Below are 16299 nucleotides of genomic sequence, written 5' to 3'. Positions count from 1 at the left end.
TGGCGACACCCTAACCGTAGACTCAGCCACCGTTGATGTTGATGGCAGTGGCACCCCAGTGACCTTAGTTCTTGGTACAGCCACAGCGCTGACTGCTACTGATGGCAGTGCGATTGGTGACTTGACCTTGAATGCGGATGGCAGCTACAGCTTTGATCCGGCGCCTAACTTCAATGGCACCGTGCCACAAGTGGGTTACACCGTGACCGATACTGAAGGCAACACCGACAGCACCACCTTAGACATCACCGTCACACCAGTAGAAGATGTACCAGTCGCGAACCCTGAAGTTGAAACCACGCTTGAAGACACTGAACTCACTGGCAACGTCCTTACTAACGACACCGATGGTGACGGTAACAACACCCTAACCGTAGACTCAGCCACCGTTGATGTTGATGGCAGTGGCACCCCAGTGACCTTAGTTCTTGGTACAGCCACAGCGCTGACTGCTACTGATGGCAGTGCGATTGGTGACTTGACCTTGAATGCGGATGGCAGCTACAGCTTTGATCCGGCGCCTAACTTCAATGGCACCGTGCCACAAGTGGGTTACACCGTGACCGATACTGAAGGCAACACCGACAGCACCACCTTAGACATCACCGTCACACCAGTAAACGATGACCCAGTAGCGGTAGATGATGCGTACACCGTGGTTGAAGATGGCAACGTGATATTGACGCCGCTCACCACTGGTACCGCAGACAGCGATTTGGATGGCGACACGTTAAGTATCAGCAACATCAATGGTACCGACTTGACGCCAGGGACGGCCCAAAGCATTGCCGTGGATAATGGTGTGGTCAACATCGATGCCGCTGGTGTCATCAGCTTCACACCTAACCCTGACTTTAATGGCACCGCCGAATTTGACTACACCATCACCGACGGTACCGCGACCGCGACAGCCACAGAGACCATCACGGTCACGCCAGTGAACGATGCCCCAGTGGCTGTGGATGATGCGTACACCGTGGTTGAAGATGGCAACGTGATATTGACGCCGCTCACCACTGGTACCGCAGACAGCGACTTGGATGGCGACACGTTAAGTATCAGCAACATCAATGGTACCGACTTGACGCCAGGGACGGCCCAAAGCATTGCCGTGGATAATGGTGTGGTCAACATCGACGCGCAAGGGGTGATTACCTTTGTACCGGACACCAACTTTAATGGTCAGGTTCAGTTTGACTACACCATCACTGATGGTAATGGCGGCACAGACACGGCCACTGAGACCATCACCGTCACGGCAGTCAATGATACACCAGTGGCAGTAGATGACGTAGGGTCAGGCCCTTTAAACCAGCTTGTATCAGTTGACATACTAGCCAATGATACTGATCCTGAAAATGATCTTGACCCAACTACCGTCATCATCACCCAAGCACCAGCAGCAGGCAGCATCATCGCCGCTGACGGCAAATCGGTTATTGTACCAGGTGAAGGCATATGGAGTGTTAATAGCACCACAGGTGAGATCACCTTCACGCCAACAACAGGTTTCACTGATGACCCAACGCCGATCAGCTACACGGTTGATGACAGCACGGGATTGACGTCAAACGAAGCAACGGTCACTATCGACTATCCACCGACGGCACCGATAGCAGTAGATGATGCGTATTCTGTAGATGAAGATGGCACCATAGTGATTGACCCATTAAACGCTGACAGCGACTTCGATGGCGACACCCTCAGCATCACCGAGATTAACGGCACCATCTTAACCCCAGGTACCGCGCAAACCATCGCCGTACCAAACGGCGTAGTCACCATAGATACCGCAGGTGTCATCAGCTTCACCCCTGATGCCAACTTTAATGGCACAGTCGAATTTGACTACACCATCACAGATGGTACCGAAACGGCGACAGCAACAGAGACCATTACCGTTACGCCAGTCGATGATGCGCCCGTGGCAGTAGATGACGCATATACCGTAGAAGAAGACGGCACCGTAGTACTAGCACCGCTTACTACTGGCATCGCTGATAGTGACTTGGATGGCGACACCCTCAGCATCACTGACATTAACGGCACTCTCCTAACTCCAGGTACTGCGCAAACCATCGCCGTACCAAACGGCGTAGTGAACATAGACAACGCAGGTGTCATCACCTTCACCCCTGATGCCAACTTTAATGGCGACGTTGAATTTGACTACACCATTACCGATGGCACGTCATCGGTCAGCGCCACAGAAACCATCACTGTAACGCCTGTGAATGACATTGCAGCCAATCCTGAAGTTGAAATCACGCCTGAAGACACGATATTGACTGACAACGTCCTTACTAATGACACAGATGAAGATGGCACCACACTAGCGGTTCAATCAGCAACCGTAGACATTGATGGTAGTGGCACCCAAGTTGCATTGGTGCTAGGTACTGCAACGGCGATCGAAGACAGCACTGGCGCTCCGATTGGTGACTTGACCTTGAATGCTGATGGTAGCTACACCTTTGATCCAGCACTTGACTTCAATGGTACGGTACCGACCGTCAACTACGTGGTGGCGGATCCTGATGGCAACACCGACAGCACCACCTTAGACATCACCGTTAACGATGCACCAATAGTCACTTTTAGTAATATTGCTGTGTCAGAAGAAGGGTTAGCAGGTGGTATTGCTGATAGTAATGCTTTAGCAGGATTTACTGATACTACTAATAGAGCTCAGCAGACAGGTGCCATCGTTGTAACAGACACTGACTTAGCTAGCGTAAATGACCTATCTGTGACATTGAATGGTCCTATTGGTATTACTTCACAAGGCGAGCCTATCACATGGACGCAAGTCGGTGATACGCTCACAGGTACAGCGACGATTGACGGCGTAGTAGTAGATGTTGCGACTGTAACTATTGGTGCATTCACTGACAATGGTGGCGGTAACTATACAGCTGACTATACGACAACCTTACTACAGTCCATAGACCATCCGAATACTACTGGTGAAGACAGTCTGGATTTGGACTTTACGGCTACCGTTAGTGATGGTATAGATGACTCAGCCTCATCGGCGTTTGTCATTTCTGTAGAAGACGATACACCGGATGCTAGTAGCTCAAATGCCGACATTCTTTTACAGCCAGTTAATACTAACTTGTTACTGATTGTGGATGTGTCAGGTAGTATGGGCACTGTTGAAAATGGTGTCAGTAGACTACAGGCAACGAAAGACGCTTTGATAGAAGCTATTGACAAGTATGAAGAGTTCGGTGATGTTAAAGTTAGACTGGTCACCTTTAGTTCAGATGGACAAGCTATTGGTACCGAGTGGGTGTCGTCTGCTGATGCCATTACCCAGATTAATGCTCTAACTGCTGGTGGAGTCACTAACTATGATGCTGCATTGGGTAGCGCTATCGATGCGTTTGACGATGTAGGTAAGCTTGAACCAGTATCGATCGTCGATAGTCAGGGTAATGAAGCATTCAATAACCCTACAAATAAATCTATCTTTATTACCGATGGTGTACCTAATAGAGGTCTTGGTGACACTACTCAGCTTTCTGGAACAGTAAGTACAGGCTCTGCTGATTATGGTATTCAAGCAGCAGAAGAGGTTATTTGGACAGATTTCCTAAAAGCTAATAGTATTGACTCATCAGCGCTATCGATTATTAACTTCAATGCTGGTAGTACCGCTGAAACATCTCTGAATGCAATTGCTTATGATGGTCGTAATGATGTCGATGTTGATGGTGTTATAGTCAGTGCTGCGACTCTAGAGCAGACGATCTTAGACGGTATTGACGCAAGAAATGCAACGGGCAACTTAGTGAGCGCAGGTGGCTCAACCAACACAGGTTTTGGTGCTGATGATGGTTATCTAAGTGAAGTGGATATCGATGGTTCTAACTATACCTTTAATAAATCAACAGGTCAGCTTACAACTGCCGCTGACGCATCTACCTATAGTTATGATCAATCGACTACTACAGTTACTATCACAACTGCAGCAGGTGGCTCACTCATCGTCAATTTCAGCACAGGTAACTATCAGTATGATGTACCAAATGATGCCACTACTGCCTATACTGAGACGTTAACCTTTTCAGTTCTGGACAACGATGGAGACGGCGTTAACAATACTATAGAACTGAATATTCTCTTCCCAGTGACTACAGGAACTGCTGGTAACGACTTCTTATTAGGCAATAACGATGACAACGTACTAGATGGACTCGATGGTAATGACGTCATTAGTGGTGGTACTGGAGCGGATAGTCTCACAGGGGGGGCTGGTAATGACACGCTCATATTCCAAGTGGATAATGTCTTGATGGATGGCGGCGATGGTACCGATACCTTAATTATCAACAATAATGGTATCGATATTGACTTTAGTACTTTCGATAGCACGAAGTTTGGAAGCATTGAGGTTATAGAGATGACGGGTAGTGGTACACAAACACTGAGCAATCTCACGACTAGTGATGTGCTTGATATCATTGATGAAACGGTTGTCTTAAATAAAGGTCTTACCATCAATGGCGATAGTACCGATACCGTACAGTTGACAGGAACTGACTGGAACAATACCAACACTACTGTACAGCAAGATGGTAAAGACTATGACGTCTATAACTTTACAGATGTTAATGGAAGTGGAGTGCATGAAATACTGATTCAGACTGATGTCAATATTATTTAACGATAACTATTAAACAGGGCTAAGGGGTTCGGTTGATATAACGCCCCTTTGACTCGTTATGATAGTCGTAGTATTTCGTAGTCCGCTTTTGGTTATTTGAATATAATATAAGAAGGCTAGCAACCATTCGACGAAGGCTTTAGTACAGCCTTCGTCGAATGGTTGCTAGCCTTTATTTACTTATAGATTATTTTTATGTATGGAGATAATAGATATTCGATCATAATTAAAGAGAGTATCGTTTGAATAGGCTCACAAGTAAAATAGCCACCAGCATAGCCTAGTGTCTCATACTATGAAGGGTTGCTTTTTATAAATCAGCTGTCCTCAATTTGGATATAATGTCACGTTGGATGCGCTTGTAGATCATACTTAAGGTGAGGATATCGAAGGCATTTTGTCAGTTGATTTTGCTATTGAAGTATTTAAAAATGTGACTGCCACAGATACATTAGCCAAGTCTGATGAGCTGTAAACTATCATCGAAGATGATCCTCCTGCACCTCAGTCAGTGGTTTGGAATATTGATGTTTAATAAGAAACCGTTACTATCACAGGTTTACAAACAAGCTTTACTGACTCATTATTTACTACACCAACTCAAGTAGGATATACCACTTACGAAAATACTATCTACCAAGGTGCAGGTGAAGAAATCAAGTTTGAGACCAATATAGATCTGAATTTCAACGTTGATCTTAATGGTAACTCTCAATCAGTCGCTGTTGAATATAAGATGCAGCATAATAAAACGCCTAATAATCTCACGGCTCTTTTTTATGGTTTAGACTCTGAACTTTATGATGATGACTATGTCCAAACAGCTATAGATGACAACATTATTGAATAGCAGTAAAAAAGCGCTCCCAAATTAGGGGCGCTTTTTATTATCTGTAAAAAACCAACTAAAGATAGAGCATAGTCTAATTAAGGTAAAGATTTAGTACTTTAATCTTTTGTCAAAGATTGATAGTAGAGTTGAGTTCAAGGTATTTTTTCGCTTATGCTTTAGACTTATAATTCTAACAATTAATGACTGATATTTTCTGTCATCACACCCATGCTATAAAGTGCATAGGCAACTACGGTTAGCGCGACAATAACTGGGGTAAATACCCAGATGACGACATTAATCAAGATAGATGGTAATAATCCGTTGAATAATTCAGTATCTGGTGCAAAAAACTCTACCATCACATCGACTGCACGTTTGGCAATAGGGAAGAGTAAAGTGCTTAGTGCTAATGCATAAAGATACTTAGCAAAGCTAGGGTCGCTCATGACCACTATGAAGTAAAATACTGAAAAATAGGTGATACCTAGCATCCAGCATTTGAGAGTGTAGCTTAAACGAATCATGTTAGTTTCTCCCAAAGTATTTTGATAATGACATGTAGAGAAAGTTATTATAATAATTCTATAATAATGAATATACTATATATGTTATAAGTTGAATATACAAGTTAGCTGTTCTTTTAATTATTCTTGCAAAAATAACAATGCTTATATAACTCTAATAAGACTGAGTCACACTTTATATTAAACTTGACTATTGTTAGCCTGTATATGAAAATAAGGAGCTTTTGATTGTCGAGTTAAATACCAAATATGGGGCCGTTACAACCCAAAAAGTGATGATATAAAATAGAGATATAGTCGATTCAATTTAAAGGTAGTACAAGGCAACCGAGTGTAGATGTATATTAAATACTTCAAGCAAGGTTAACGCAGTAATATTTTTATAGTGGAGTGACTATAAAGGAATGCCAACTGTCCTATGGATAAATACATAATACGACCGCAAGAGATTTATTTGTTAGAGCGCTATAGTTCACCTGCCTACTTTAAAGAGATGCGTGATGCCTTTGCTCATATGCTAGAGGCGGCTGAACAAGCATTAGAGCTATTTATGGGGGACTTACCTAGCGATTATCGTAGTAGACCCATCAACCGGCAGCCTGATATCGTCTGGGGCGAGCGCGTACTACCTAGTTTACGCAGCACCTTAGATAGCCTTAATGTCGGTTATCAAGAGCTGTTAAAAGGGGATCTAGCGGCGATAAGATATGGCGGTAATGTTGAGAGTGATTTTCGCGCTATCAATATGGATTATGATATTGACTGGATGCCAGAGCAGCAACAACTGGATTATGATAAATGGGAGCGACAAGCCAGCTTACGCGCTTTTAACATGAAAATAACCAGCTATTTTGGTTGGTGCCTTTACGGCTTAATAGAAAATTACAGTATTGAATCAAGAGGACCGCTTAATCCACCTGAATCTTGGCCCATCTATTGTCTAAACCTACAATATACGGTTAAGACAGATGAGGTAGTTCCTGTAGCAGGTGTTTATATACCGAATAGAGCAGATGCCAGTGCCCAAGTGTTGCTAGATGGCATGCTAGCAAATGAAGCTCACGTCGGTTATGACCCTGATACGACACATGCTGTCGATGACGCTCCTGTTACGTGGATACTCGTTGAGCGCATCGCTAATAGTGGTGGCGGGAGTAGTGCAGTATCAGAATACTCAAGTTGTGAGGCAGATAACCCCTGTCCACAGACAGGATGTTGGTGGTCACCTGCGAGTCAAGAGCTGCAACACTTTGAAGCAGGTAATATCATGCCAGATATGACTATAGATATGTGGCAAACCATTTGGTATTTTAACGAAACCAATCCGATGGATATTCAACCTACTACTAATTATATGCAAAAGAAAAGAGTAAAGCGCCTCAAAGGTTATCAACTATTCAATGTAGATCCATCTTTAAATAACTATGTTAAATATGCATTTCTCACTATTGCTATCGTAGATGTATCAATTTTTCTCTTTGTTGAACAAACCTGTGGAGCCGTTATCCATAGGCAGTTATTACATGCTATTTATATGCAAATATTGTGTTTGTTTATGTTCGCGGATTCCAAATGGATGATAGCGTTGGCTAGGGTAGTCAATAGGCAGCTAGCCACTATGAAAGTTGCTGCTTTTTTTATCATGTTAGGATCATTCTATCTATTTTTTCTTGCAACGAAAGGAGTGGCTTTTCAGAATGCTCTTAAATGGTGTGGTTCATTGGCTCAGTAGAACACGTGTACAAATCCTAGATAATCATTTGTTGAGATTGATGAGGTAACGTTTCTAGCTTTTGATGACAAGAATTGGCAAGTAAATATCAGATGGGTAGTAGTGATATTAATTAACATTAGTTTGTTTTATTGGGTGATGATCGCATATAATAATGAGCAGAAATTAGCTAATTGATAGTACATAGTAATTGAGTAAAAAATGATCTTACCCATTCCTCCCGTACCTCCTGTCGGTAAAATAATCAGTCGCCCTTATGAAGAAGGTATTCCTAATTTTAAAGAAAAAAATGTCAGTATTGATAGATTAAGTTCACTTATTCATGAAGTGAATCCAGACTATCTGCTATTTCATCCCAGTATTAACTCTATTCAAAATTTAGTTTTATTGGCATCCTATGCCTCACTATGGTTGTTTGGCCAATTTCTATTTCTTATTTATGCTATGTTTAATTCAGTAATAAAAGAAGGAGTCTTAGTCTATTATTTTTATGCAATTATATGTTTAGTAACTATTTTCATCAGTTTTTTTACTGCGCCTTTTTTGACTTTGAAACAACTTAAAGCCAAAAAATCTCGCTATCACAAAATATTACTGCTAAAACAAACACAACAGCTTGCTTATTACGAGCATAATCGCAAGCAAGAGCCTATTTTTCATTTAATTAACTACAGGGACATCACTGCCTCCGTGAGGCGTAATGAAGGTTTGGTCTATGAAGTACTGAATCTGCACGTTATTGATGAATCAACAGGAGAGCCAAGCTTATCTATTAATCTTGAAGATATGCAGCTTAGTCCCTACGATCAGTGGACGTTTATCCGTACTTATATGGAACGTCCAGCAGACGAGCTACCGCTTGATCCTCGATATGCGCATGCCTGTCCAACAGATATCAGTACCTTGCTATTGGCTTGTGCTGATATCGCTCAAGAGAAGAAAGACAAAGGTTTGACAGGTTTACGTCATGAAGTGACGATTATGGGCTGGTTGAGAGCGTGTACGGTGAGCTACTTAGATTTAGCCGAAGGTAATATCTATCAATCGAGTGCCAATCCTGCACTACATACTGAAGTGCAGCGTCGGCTTATGTGGGATGGAAAAAACAACCCATATAACGTCTTGTCTGTCACCGCAGAGCGCCAAGCCGCCTTTGATAATAAAAACAGAAAGGTCAAACTTAAATGGTACTCAGGCATAGCTGTGAATGCGACATGGTTTGTCGGTTCGATATTGTATGTGATGTTGGTGATTGCTTAGATAAAAATGTGAGTATTCAGTGACCTGTTTTAAATGCTCAATTTTAAAAGACATGTTTTCAATGTGAACGTTTAATGGACTCACATTACCGTTTTTAAACTTTCACTGTCTTTTTATTCAAAATAAATACCAACACCGCACCCAATATCACAGCGCTTGCCACGACGAATTGCATAGTCAATTGCTCAGATAAAAACACCACGCCTAATATGGCTGCAAGCACAGGCACGCAAAGCTGTACCACTGCTGCTTGGGTGTTTTTTAACAGCGGCATTGCCATATACCAAATGCTATAGCCCATACCCGATGCGATCGCCCCTGATGCACATGCCAACAGTATTCCTTTGATAGTAATATTACCTAAATCGATGTTTTCCAAGCCGATATTATCGAGATACACCATGCCGATTAATAACAGGATAGGAACAGCAACAAGGCTCCGGATAAAGTTAAAGCCGGTGGCGCGTAGTGGTGACACACATGATTTGCCACGTATACTATATATACCCCAAGCCACACCACTGATTGCCATGAGCGTCGCTGCTAGTAACGAAGGCACTGCTGCTGACGGCAGCATTAAATAAATAAATCCGACCACTGCGATGATAAAGGCAGCCCATTGTAAGGCGCTTAATTGTTCTTTTTTATAGATGCCCCAGCCAATCATCGTGAGCTGAACTGCTGAAAACAAAATCAATGCGCCAGTACCCGTGTCTAGTTCTACATAGGCAATCGAAAAGCAAAGTGCATAAATCACCAAGCTTGCACTACTAAGCCAACTGCCTTTATCATTCAAAATAGCCTCATAAGAGGTGCTACCTAGATTGAGCGCTTGACGTCGTAATCGATAGGTATAGACCGTCATGATGATAGCTAAACAAACAGCCGCACTCACCAAGCGAATGATCGTAAAGCTCCAGGCATCTATATAGCCTGCTGCTAGCGCCATTCTTCCAAAAAGAGAGTTGGCGGCAAATGCGATCAATGCGATAACAGTATAGAGCGTAGCTTTCAAGGTAATTCCTACTATGAATAAGTTGATTTTGAAATAGGCGAGCAGATGATTTTAACGTTAATTTTTTAGATATATTTTTATAACAGCTAATCATCGTTTATCGGAAATGAGGGCTGGCACTCTAAAAATCCAGTTGATAGCTATCTCACAAGGAACGATATTTTGTCGTACTTGCGACAAAAAGTCTCTTTTAAATTAGAATAACGATAGTTGCATTGATGATAAGGCTTATGAGTGAAATAAGTGGTCAAAATTACTATAGTTTCAATCAACTAGTCAATCAATCAAATAAAAAAGATACGCAGGAAACGATAACATGGATTGGGCAGGTATTTTTATTTATGACACAACGTGAGCATTTGCACTTGAAATATTAGTACGTGTCAACGTCATGTTTGTGCTCATTATTTTATTTTTACGCTTTACGGGCAAGCGTGGTGTCCGTCAGTTGTCAATCTTTGAGTTAACCATCATTTTATCACTGGGCTCTATCGCAGGTGATCCAATGTTTACGCAAGACCTGCCAATTATTCAGGCAGTGCTGATCATGAGTGCGGTTATTTTTCTTTATCGACTGTGCACGTGGGCTGTGATGAAATTCCAACTGTTTGAAGACTTGTTAGAGGGTAAGTCACTATATATTGTCGAAGATGGGTTGTTGGTACTCGAAAAGATTAAAAAGGGCAAGATGTCGCATGATGAGTTTTTTGCTGAAATGCGTCAACAAGGCGTTGAGCATTTGGGTCAAGTGCGTACAGGGCTTCTGGAAACAGATGGCAACTTTAGTATCTTATTATACCCACCCGAAAACACAGGCTATGGCATGCCACTTTTCCCCAAACAGTACCAACCAATCGAGCAAGTAGAGCTAGGGGTTTATTATGCTTGTATGCATTGTGGCTATATTGACACTATCTCTGACGCTCATCAGCTGTGTATACGCTGTGAGGATGACTGTCGTCACTGGGCAATAGCGTTAAAGAGCGAAATTGTGAGATGATTGGGCTGTTCTCTGTATTTTTATGGAGACCTAGTACACAGATAGGAACAGCCCAAGCTTGAAGTGCTATTTCTTCTAGATATTTTGGTGAGTTTAGGCGACTTTATACCAGTCAATTTTACGAGTCATGACCATCACGCAGGCGATCAGTACAAAGCAGAAGACGGCACCTAGCAATAAGTTCATATCTTCTGTGGTGAGGATACCAAAAAATGATGCGTACAATCCTGCGAGTGTGACGGTAAATATCGCTGCTCGTTTTACGCCATCGAACACGTAGTAAGTATACCAGCCAATGAGTCCGACACAGGCGCTAGCCGCAATGGCATACGCTTTCCAAAACACTATCTGCTCAGCCAGCGGTAGCAATAACACATAAAAGACGAATAGCGCACAACCAACCAATAGATATTGAATCGGGTGAATACGGCTCGATTTAATCACCTCAAATAAGAAGAAGGTGCCAAACGATACTAAGATTAATAGCAGCGCATATTTCATGGTTCGTTGGGTTTGCAAATACACATCATTGGGCTCGGCAAAACTAACCCCAAAGCTGCTGAGGCGCATACTATCAGGCGTGGTGCCGCTTTCTACTGCAATCAAGTCATTGCGAGACATTGACTGACTGCTGGTATCAAGGCTAGCTTGACTCGTAACAGCGCATTCATTATTAGCACTGCCAAGACAGTGTGATAAATATTGGTTGTTGGTGACAGATAGATATTGATTCTGCCAATTGGCTTCAAAACCTTTTGTGGTGAACTTTTTGGCATTTGGAAGGGCTTTGCCAATGAAGTTGGGTGCATGCCAGTTACTGCGCATGGTTAGGCTAAAGTTCTGCCCAGTAGGCACCGTATTTAAATTACTAATACCTGCTAAAGGTAAGTCTACTATGATACTAATCGCTTGAGTACTTTCGGTATCGGATGGCTGGTTGGTCAAGTCTGTACCAGATAATGTTTCGTTATCCTGAGGGCTAGCAACAGGCTTCGCTGGACGGTTCAATACATCTTGAGGAATTGCCACCTCTACATAGGTTAGCTCTTTCAGCATAGGTGTTTGCGGATATGTTGCTTGTATTGATTTATTGTCAATGGTCACTGTCGGTAGTGTCGCTACACCGCGTAGGTCTGATACAGGAATAATTAATTTGGCTTTATTCCAGTGAATGATGGTTTTTTCAGGTTTTATTTTATTGATAAAGGGGTTTGTAGCGGTATCGACTAAATCTGATGCTTGGTTATCGGTATTATTAGGCTCGTTTGAGCTACTTAAGGTTGAATCAAAAGTATAGTTTTGGTCAAATTTCAGCGCACCGTTATAACTGGTCGCATGATAAACACCGCGCTTATAGGTGTCCGTGTTTACCTCAAGATCTTGAGCTGCTTGGGTTTGATTGGCAAAAACGGTTTCAATTTTTGAGTAGGAGGCGGCGCAGTTACTGGTTGCTTCAGATCCTTTAATCTCACATTCAGGTGTGACCGTGGTAGGAATGGCGATAAATGGCGTAATGACTTCTTGCGGGTTGACGTGCTGTTGAGCGATCTCTCTGATAACCGACTCTGAATAACTTTGCCTTTCATAGATGACCGAGCCAATCATGTTGAGACCAATAGCAAACAGAACGCACAGCCCCGCGATGATGGATAATTTAATCAGTAGTGTCTTTTGCATGGGAGCTCCTCATATAAATCTTTAGTCCAAAACTGTCAATACAACAGTCAGCAGGTTTAAAGAAAAGGATAGAGGAGGGATGAAGAAAAAATATGTAAGAACAGTGGAGAGTGTGTGGAAAAATAAGCGCTAGTGTTTTTTGGTATCGCCAACGACTTTATCCATAATGGCAAATAGCAAGCCTGACAGGACGAATGTCATGTGAATAATGACCTTCCACATGAGCTTGTCTGCGTCACCTTCGCTCATACCACTTGTGATGTCCATAAATGACTTTAAAAGATCAATTGCAGAAATGGCGACGATGGCACCGATGACTTTTAACTTTAAACCAGAAAAATCTACTTTGCCCATCCAGTTAGGTCGATCATCGTGATCATTGGTATCGATTTTGGAAACAAAAATCTCGTAACCACTGAATATGATGATGAGTAGTAAGCTAGCAACCAGCGAAATATCGACCAAGACTAGTATGTCTACGATCACACTTGCTTCAGAGGCGACAAGAATATCTGCAAACATATCCCAAAGCTTTTGGATAAATTTGATAAATAATAAAACAATGCCTAAAACCAATCCTAAATAAAAAGGCGCCAGTATCCAGCGGCTGTTAAATATGGTTTTTTCTAAGTAGTATTCAATATTTTTTAGCATGGATATCTCTTAAGGTTCCTAAAAGTAAGGCTATAATTCATATATGTATAACGTCAGGTATGATGCATTTGAGCAAGCTGTTTAGCCACTTGTTGCACTCGTTGCTCTCTATCACCACCGATACGATGAAACCACTTTTGATGGTGGGTTAGCTGGCTTGCAAAATAGTCGCTTATCTCATCACGTTGATGAGGGCTATCTCGTAAATCGTCAGCGACCCACGGGATATCCACTTCAGTTAATAGGATTAAGTCATAATGATGCGTCAATGCGGCCTGAGTCAGAGCCTCAGGGCAGTCGTCATAATACCAGTTGGAATACGCCATTAACTCAAACAGACTGGTATCACAAAACAGATAATGGCTACCTTGTGATGCTTTAGCCGCTTGTATGGCGAGTTTATTTTCTAACGCTATCTGGCCTTGGGCGATAGGAAGTAAATCATCCCACGTACAAGTCCGTTGCTCACTGTCCCATTTGGCTTGTAGATACGTGCGCATGTATTCTGGTACCCAAGGGCTATTAAAATGCGCTGCCAAATCACGACATAAGGTAGTTTTGCCCGTACTTTCTGCACCTAACACCGCAATTTTAGTGACCGATTTAGGCGTACGCTGTCTGAGATTGTCTGCGATGTTGTGTACGATAGCGTCGTTGCCATTCATAATAAGCCCAGATTGCGATGAGAGTGAAAACCACATACTGTAGTGCGGTAAAAGTAAAACCTTTATAAAAGTACAAAGGCACAGAAATAGCATCGGCGACGATCCATAGTAACCAGTGCTCAATTTTACGTCTTGCCATAAGCCACATCGCCATTAAGAACAGCGCAGTGGTTAGCATGTCAGTATAGTCTACCCAGGTAAATAAGTTCAGACCGAGGACGGCACCGTCAAAGCTAAAGCCATTGTTAATCACTGGTCGGAAGTAGTAAACAGTAGCGACAAAGGCAACAGTTGCTGTGGCTAGGGTGACCAATATGGGGATATCTGTTGTACTCAAGCATTCAACCTGAATACTACTCTGAGCATCACTGTCTTTTGACGACAAATTTTGCTGCTGGCTAGTGGGAGTCAGTTGTTCTTGCTGTTTTTTGCTGTCTTTGTTTTTTGACCAGTTAATCCATCCATAGATGCTCATGATGCTGTAATAGGCATTGATGAACATATCGCCAAATAGCTGCCACTTCCATAATAAGTAAACAAATATAGCGGTACTCACCAGACCGATAGGAAATACCAGCACATTGGTTTTGCTGGCGAGAATGACACTTGCTACGCCGAAGATGACAGCAATCAATTCGAGAACAATGAATAAAGTGGTGTAGTCAGCGTATTGCCCAAATAACCAGTTGAGAAGTTCTGCCATTAGCATTTCCAAATATTAACGTTTATATGTACTTTTGGTGAGTCTGAACATAATAAATAGCGCCAATTATAGCGTAGCTGCTGCAAAATTCTGGCAATCTTTGCTTGTTTTTCGCAACAAACAGGTTATTTGTAACAAAGTATTAGAAAAATTATAATATTCAGGCATAATAAAGCCACTGATTTTAAGTTTACAGTCATTCACCGAAAGTAAATGGCTATTATTTTTTAACCTTTATGCTTATTTTAAGCACTATAGTAGTAGACAAGGAAGCTTATCATGACGACTTGTATCACAGGCACAGGCCTATACATTCCACCTTATAGCATCAGCAACGAAGAGTTAGTTGAGTCATTTAACCAGTATGTTGAAAATTATAATACAGAGCATGCTGATGAGATAGCTGCAGAGACGGTTACGGCGCTCGAGCCTTCATCAGCCGCATTTATCGAAAAAGTGTCTGGCATCAAATCACGTTATGTGATGGAAAAAGACGGTATTTTGAATCCTGAAATCATGGCGCCAGTGATTGCTTATCGCAATTTGGGTGAAGAGCTGTCTGTTATGGCAGAAATGGGTGCCGCTGCATTAAGAGATGCATTGGCGGATGCTGGATTAGAAGCCAATGACTTGGATGGTATTATCCTTGCTTGCTCAAACTTTCAGCGTACTTACCCAGCAGTCGCCATCGAGATTCAAAATGAGATTGGTATGATTGGCGGTTTTGCTTATGATATGAATGTTGCGTGTAGTGCAGCGACGTTTGGTCTATCACAAGCGCATGGTTCTATCGTTTCTGGTCTGGCCAAGCGTATCGCCGTGGTCAACGTTGAGATTACCTCAGCGCATCTGAACTGGCGTAACCGTGACAGCCACTTCATCTTTGGTGATGTCGCAACAGCATCTATCGTTGAAGACCTAGATACGCCAAAAGGTTATGAGATTCTAAACTCTAAGCTATTTACACAGTTTTCGACCAACATCAAAAACGAATATGGCTTCATGGATCGCTCAGAGTATTTAGCTGCACAGACTGAAATGTACCCAGATATCAAAGCACCAGTGACGGACAAGCTGTTCCTTCAAAATGGTCGCAAAGTATTCCGTGAAGTCTGTCCGAAAGTATCAGAGGTTATCACTGAGCATTTGACTGAAAACGAATTACAAGCCAGTGATGTGAAGATGATGTGGTTACATCAAGCCAATGCTAATATGCTGGATTTAATCCTACGTACGGTCGTCGGTAAAGAAGCTGATAAAGCCATCGTGCCGAGCGTCATCGCTGAGTTTGCCAATACCAGTTCAGCCAGTCCAATGATTGTATTCCATCGCTACAAAGACAAACTAGCATCAGGTGATTTGGGTGTTATTTGCTCATTCGGTGCCGGTTATTCTATTGGTTCAGTATTGGTTCGTAAGGTTTAATACTGTCATTAGATAACTGTTGTGACGATAAAAATAGCTAAGAGCAATCTTGGCTATTTTTTTGTCCGAATTTTTTGATATACGTCTTACAAAACTTGAATAACGGAACAAAGTGATGGTATTACGGAATAAGTGAG

11 protein-coding genes are annotated in these 16299 nt (G+C 42.3%); 5 read left to right on the top strand and 6 right to left on the bottom strand.

Annotation, left to right across the window (positions count from 1 at the left end):
- On the top strand, nucleotides 1–4672 hold a 4672-nt coding region (locus tag DFP82_RS09675; protein WP_146221335.1), incomplete at its 5' end, for a beta strand repeat-containing protein.
- A gap of 1029 nt (nucleotides 4673–5701) precedes the next feature.
- Here the strand turns inward: DFP82_RS09675 and DFP82_RS09670 are convergent.
- Nucleotides 5702–6031, bottom strand: a complete 330-nt coding sequence (locus tag DFP82_RS09670) for a hypothetical protein (RefSeq protein ID WP_110923524.1) — start codon at nucleotides 6029–6031, stop codon at nucleotides 5702–5704.
- 418 nt (nucleotides 6032–6449) lie between these two features.
- On the opposite strand from DFP82_RS09670, the gene DFP82_RS09665 reads away from it, so the two are divergent.
- Both DFP82_RS09665 and DFP82_RS09660 read left to right on the top strand, forming a co-directional pair.
- Nucleotides 6450–7763, top strand: a complete 1314-nt coding sequence (locus DFP82_RS09665) for a hypothetical protein (protein WP_181416288.1) — start codon at nucleotides 6450–6452, stop codon at nucleotides 7761–7763.
- Between the two features lie 543 nt (nucleotides 7764–8306).
- Nucleotides 8307–9023, top strand: coding sequence for a hypothetical protein (locus tag DFP82_RS09660; protein WP_146221334.1), 717 nt, complete (start codon nucleotides 8307–8309; stop codon nucleotides 9021–9023).
- A 94-nt stretch (nucleotides 9024–9117) separates the two neighbouring features.
- Here the strand turns inward: DFP82_RS09660 and DFP82_RS09655 are convergent, their stop codons facing one another.
- Nucleotides 9118–10038, bottom strand: coding sequence for a DMT family transporter (locus DFP82_RS09655; protein ID WP_110923522.1), 921 nt, complete (start codon nucleotides 10036–10038; stop codon nucleotides 9118–9120).
- A gap of 370 nt (nucleotides 10039–10408) precedes the next feature.
- Between DFP82_RS09655 and DFP82_RS09650 the strand changes: the two genes are divergently transcribed.
- A complete protein-coding gene (locus DFP82_RS09650) occupies nucleotides 10409–11038 on the top strand; it encodes a DUF421 domain-containing protein (protein WP_245905697.1) in 630 nt (209 codons plus the stop codon).
- Nucleotides 11039–11131: 93 nt separating this feature from the next.
- Here the strand turns inward: DFP82_RS09650 and creD are convergent, their stop codons facing one another.
- From creD to pnuC, 4 genes are all read right to left on the bottom strand, one after another.
- Complete coding sequence (gene creD, locus DFP82_RS09645) at nucleotides 11132–12715, bottom strand: cell envelope integrity protein CreD (protein ID WP_110923521.1); 1584 nt, start codon at nucleotides 12713–12715, stop codon at nucleotides 11132–11134.
- 129 nt (nucleotides 12716–12844) lie between these two features.
- Nucleotides 12845–13369, bottom strand: coding sequence for a TIGR00645 family protein (locus tag DFP82_RS09640; RefSeq protein ID WP_110923520.1), 525 nt, complete (start codon nucleotides 13367–13369; stop codon nucleotides 12845–12847).
- A 53-nt stretch (nucleotides 13370–13422) separates the two neighbouring features.
- Nucleotides 13423–14034, bottom strand: a complete 612-nt coding sequence (locus DFP82_RS09635; protein WP_110923519.1) for an AAA family ATPase — start codon at nucleotides 14032–14034, stop codon at nucleotides 13423–13425.
- Nucleotides 13973–14737: a nicotinamide riboside transporter PnuC gene (gene pnuC / locus DFP82_RS09630; protein WP_110923518.1), complete on the bottom strand. Its 765-nt coding sequence runs from the start codon at nucleotides 14735–14737 to the stop codon at nucleotides 13973–13975. The genes DFP82_RS09635 and pnuC overlap by 62 nt, the downstream gene beginning before the upstream one ends.
- Nucleotides 14738–15016: 279 nt before the next feature.
- Here pnuC and DFP82_RS09625 point away from each other — a divergent pair, with 279 nt between their 5' ends.
- On the top strand, nucleotides 15017–16162 hold the full coding sequence (locus DFP82_RS09625) for a beta-ketoacyl-ACP synthase III (protein ID WP_110923517.1): 1146 nt from the start codon (nucleotides 15017–15019) through the stop codon (nucleotides 16160–16162).
- Nucleotides 16163–16299: the final 137 nt, after the last annotated feature.

The organism is Psychrobacter fozii (genome assembly GCF_003217155.1).
In the GTDB taxonomy this organism is placed as follows: domain Bacteria; phylum Pseudomonadota; class Gammaproteobacteria; order Pseudomonadales; family Moraxellaceae; genus Psychrobacter; species Psychrobacter fozii.
The sequence above is the reverse complement of the archived record's forward strand: the minus strand, read 5'-3'. Positions and strand labels throughout refer to the sequence as shown.

Excerpts from the sequence above, each read along its gene's own strand:
- DFP82_RS09670 (WP_110923524.1), bottom strand. The coding sequence starts at position 6,031 with ATGATTCGTTTAAGCTACACTCTCAAATGCTGGATGCTAGGTATCACC.
- DFP82_RS09665 (WP_181416288.1), top strand. The coding sequence starts at position 6,450 with ATGGATAAATACATAATACGACCGCAAGAGATTTATTTGTTAGAGCGC.
- creD (WP_110923521.1), bottom strand. The coding sequence starts at position 12,715 with ATGCAAAAGACACTACTGATTAAATTATCCATCATCGCGGGGCTGTGC.
- DFP82_RS09640 (WP_110923520.1), bottom strand. The coding sequence starts at position 13,369 with ATGCTAAAAAATATTGAATACTACTTAGAAAAAACCATATTTAACAGC.
- DFP82_RS09635 (WP_110923519.1), bottom strand. The coding sequence starts at position 14,034 with ATGAATGGCAACGACGCTATCGTACACAACATCGCAGACAATCTCAGA.
- pnuC (WP_110923518.1), bottom strand. The coding sequence starts at position 14,737 with ATGGCAGAACTTCTCAACTGGTTATTTGGGCAATACGCTGACTACACC.
- DFP82_RS09625 (WP_110923517.1), top strand. The coding sequence starts at position 15,017 with ATGACGACTTGTATCACAGGCACAGGCCTATACATTCCACCTTATAGC.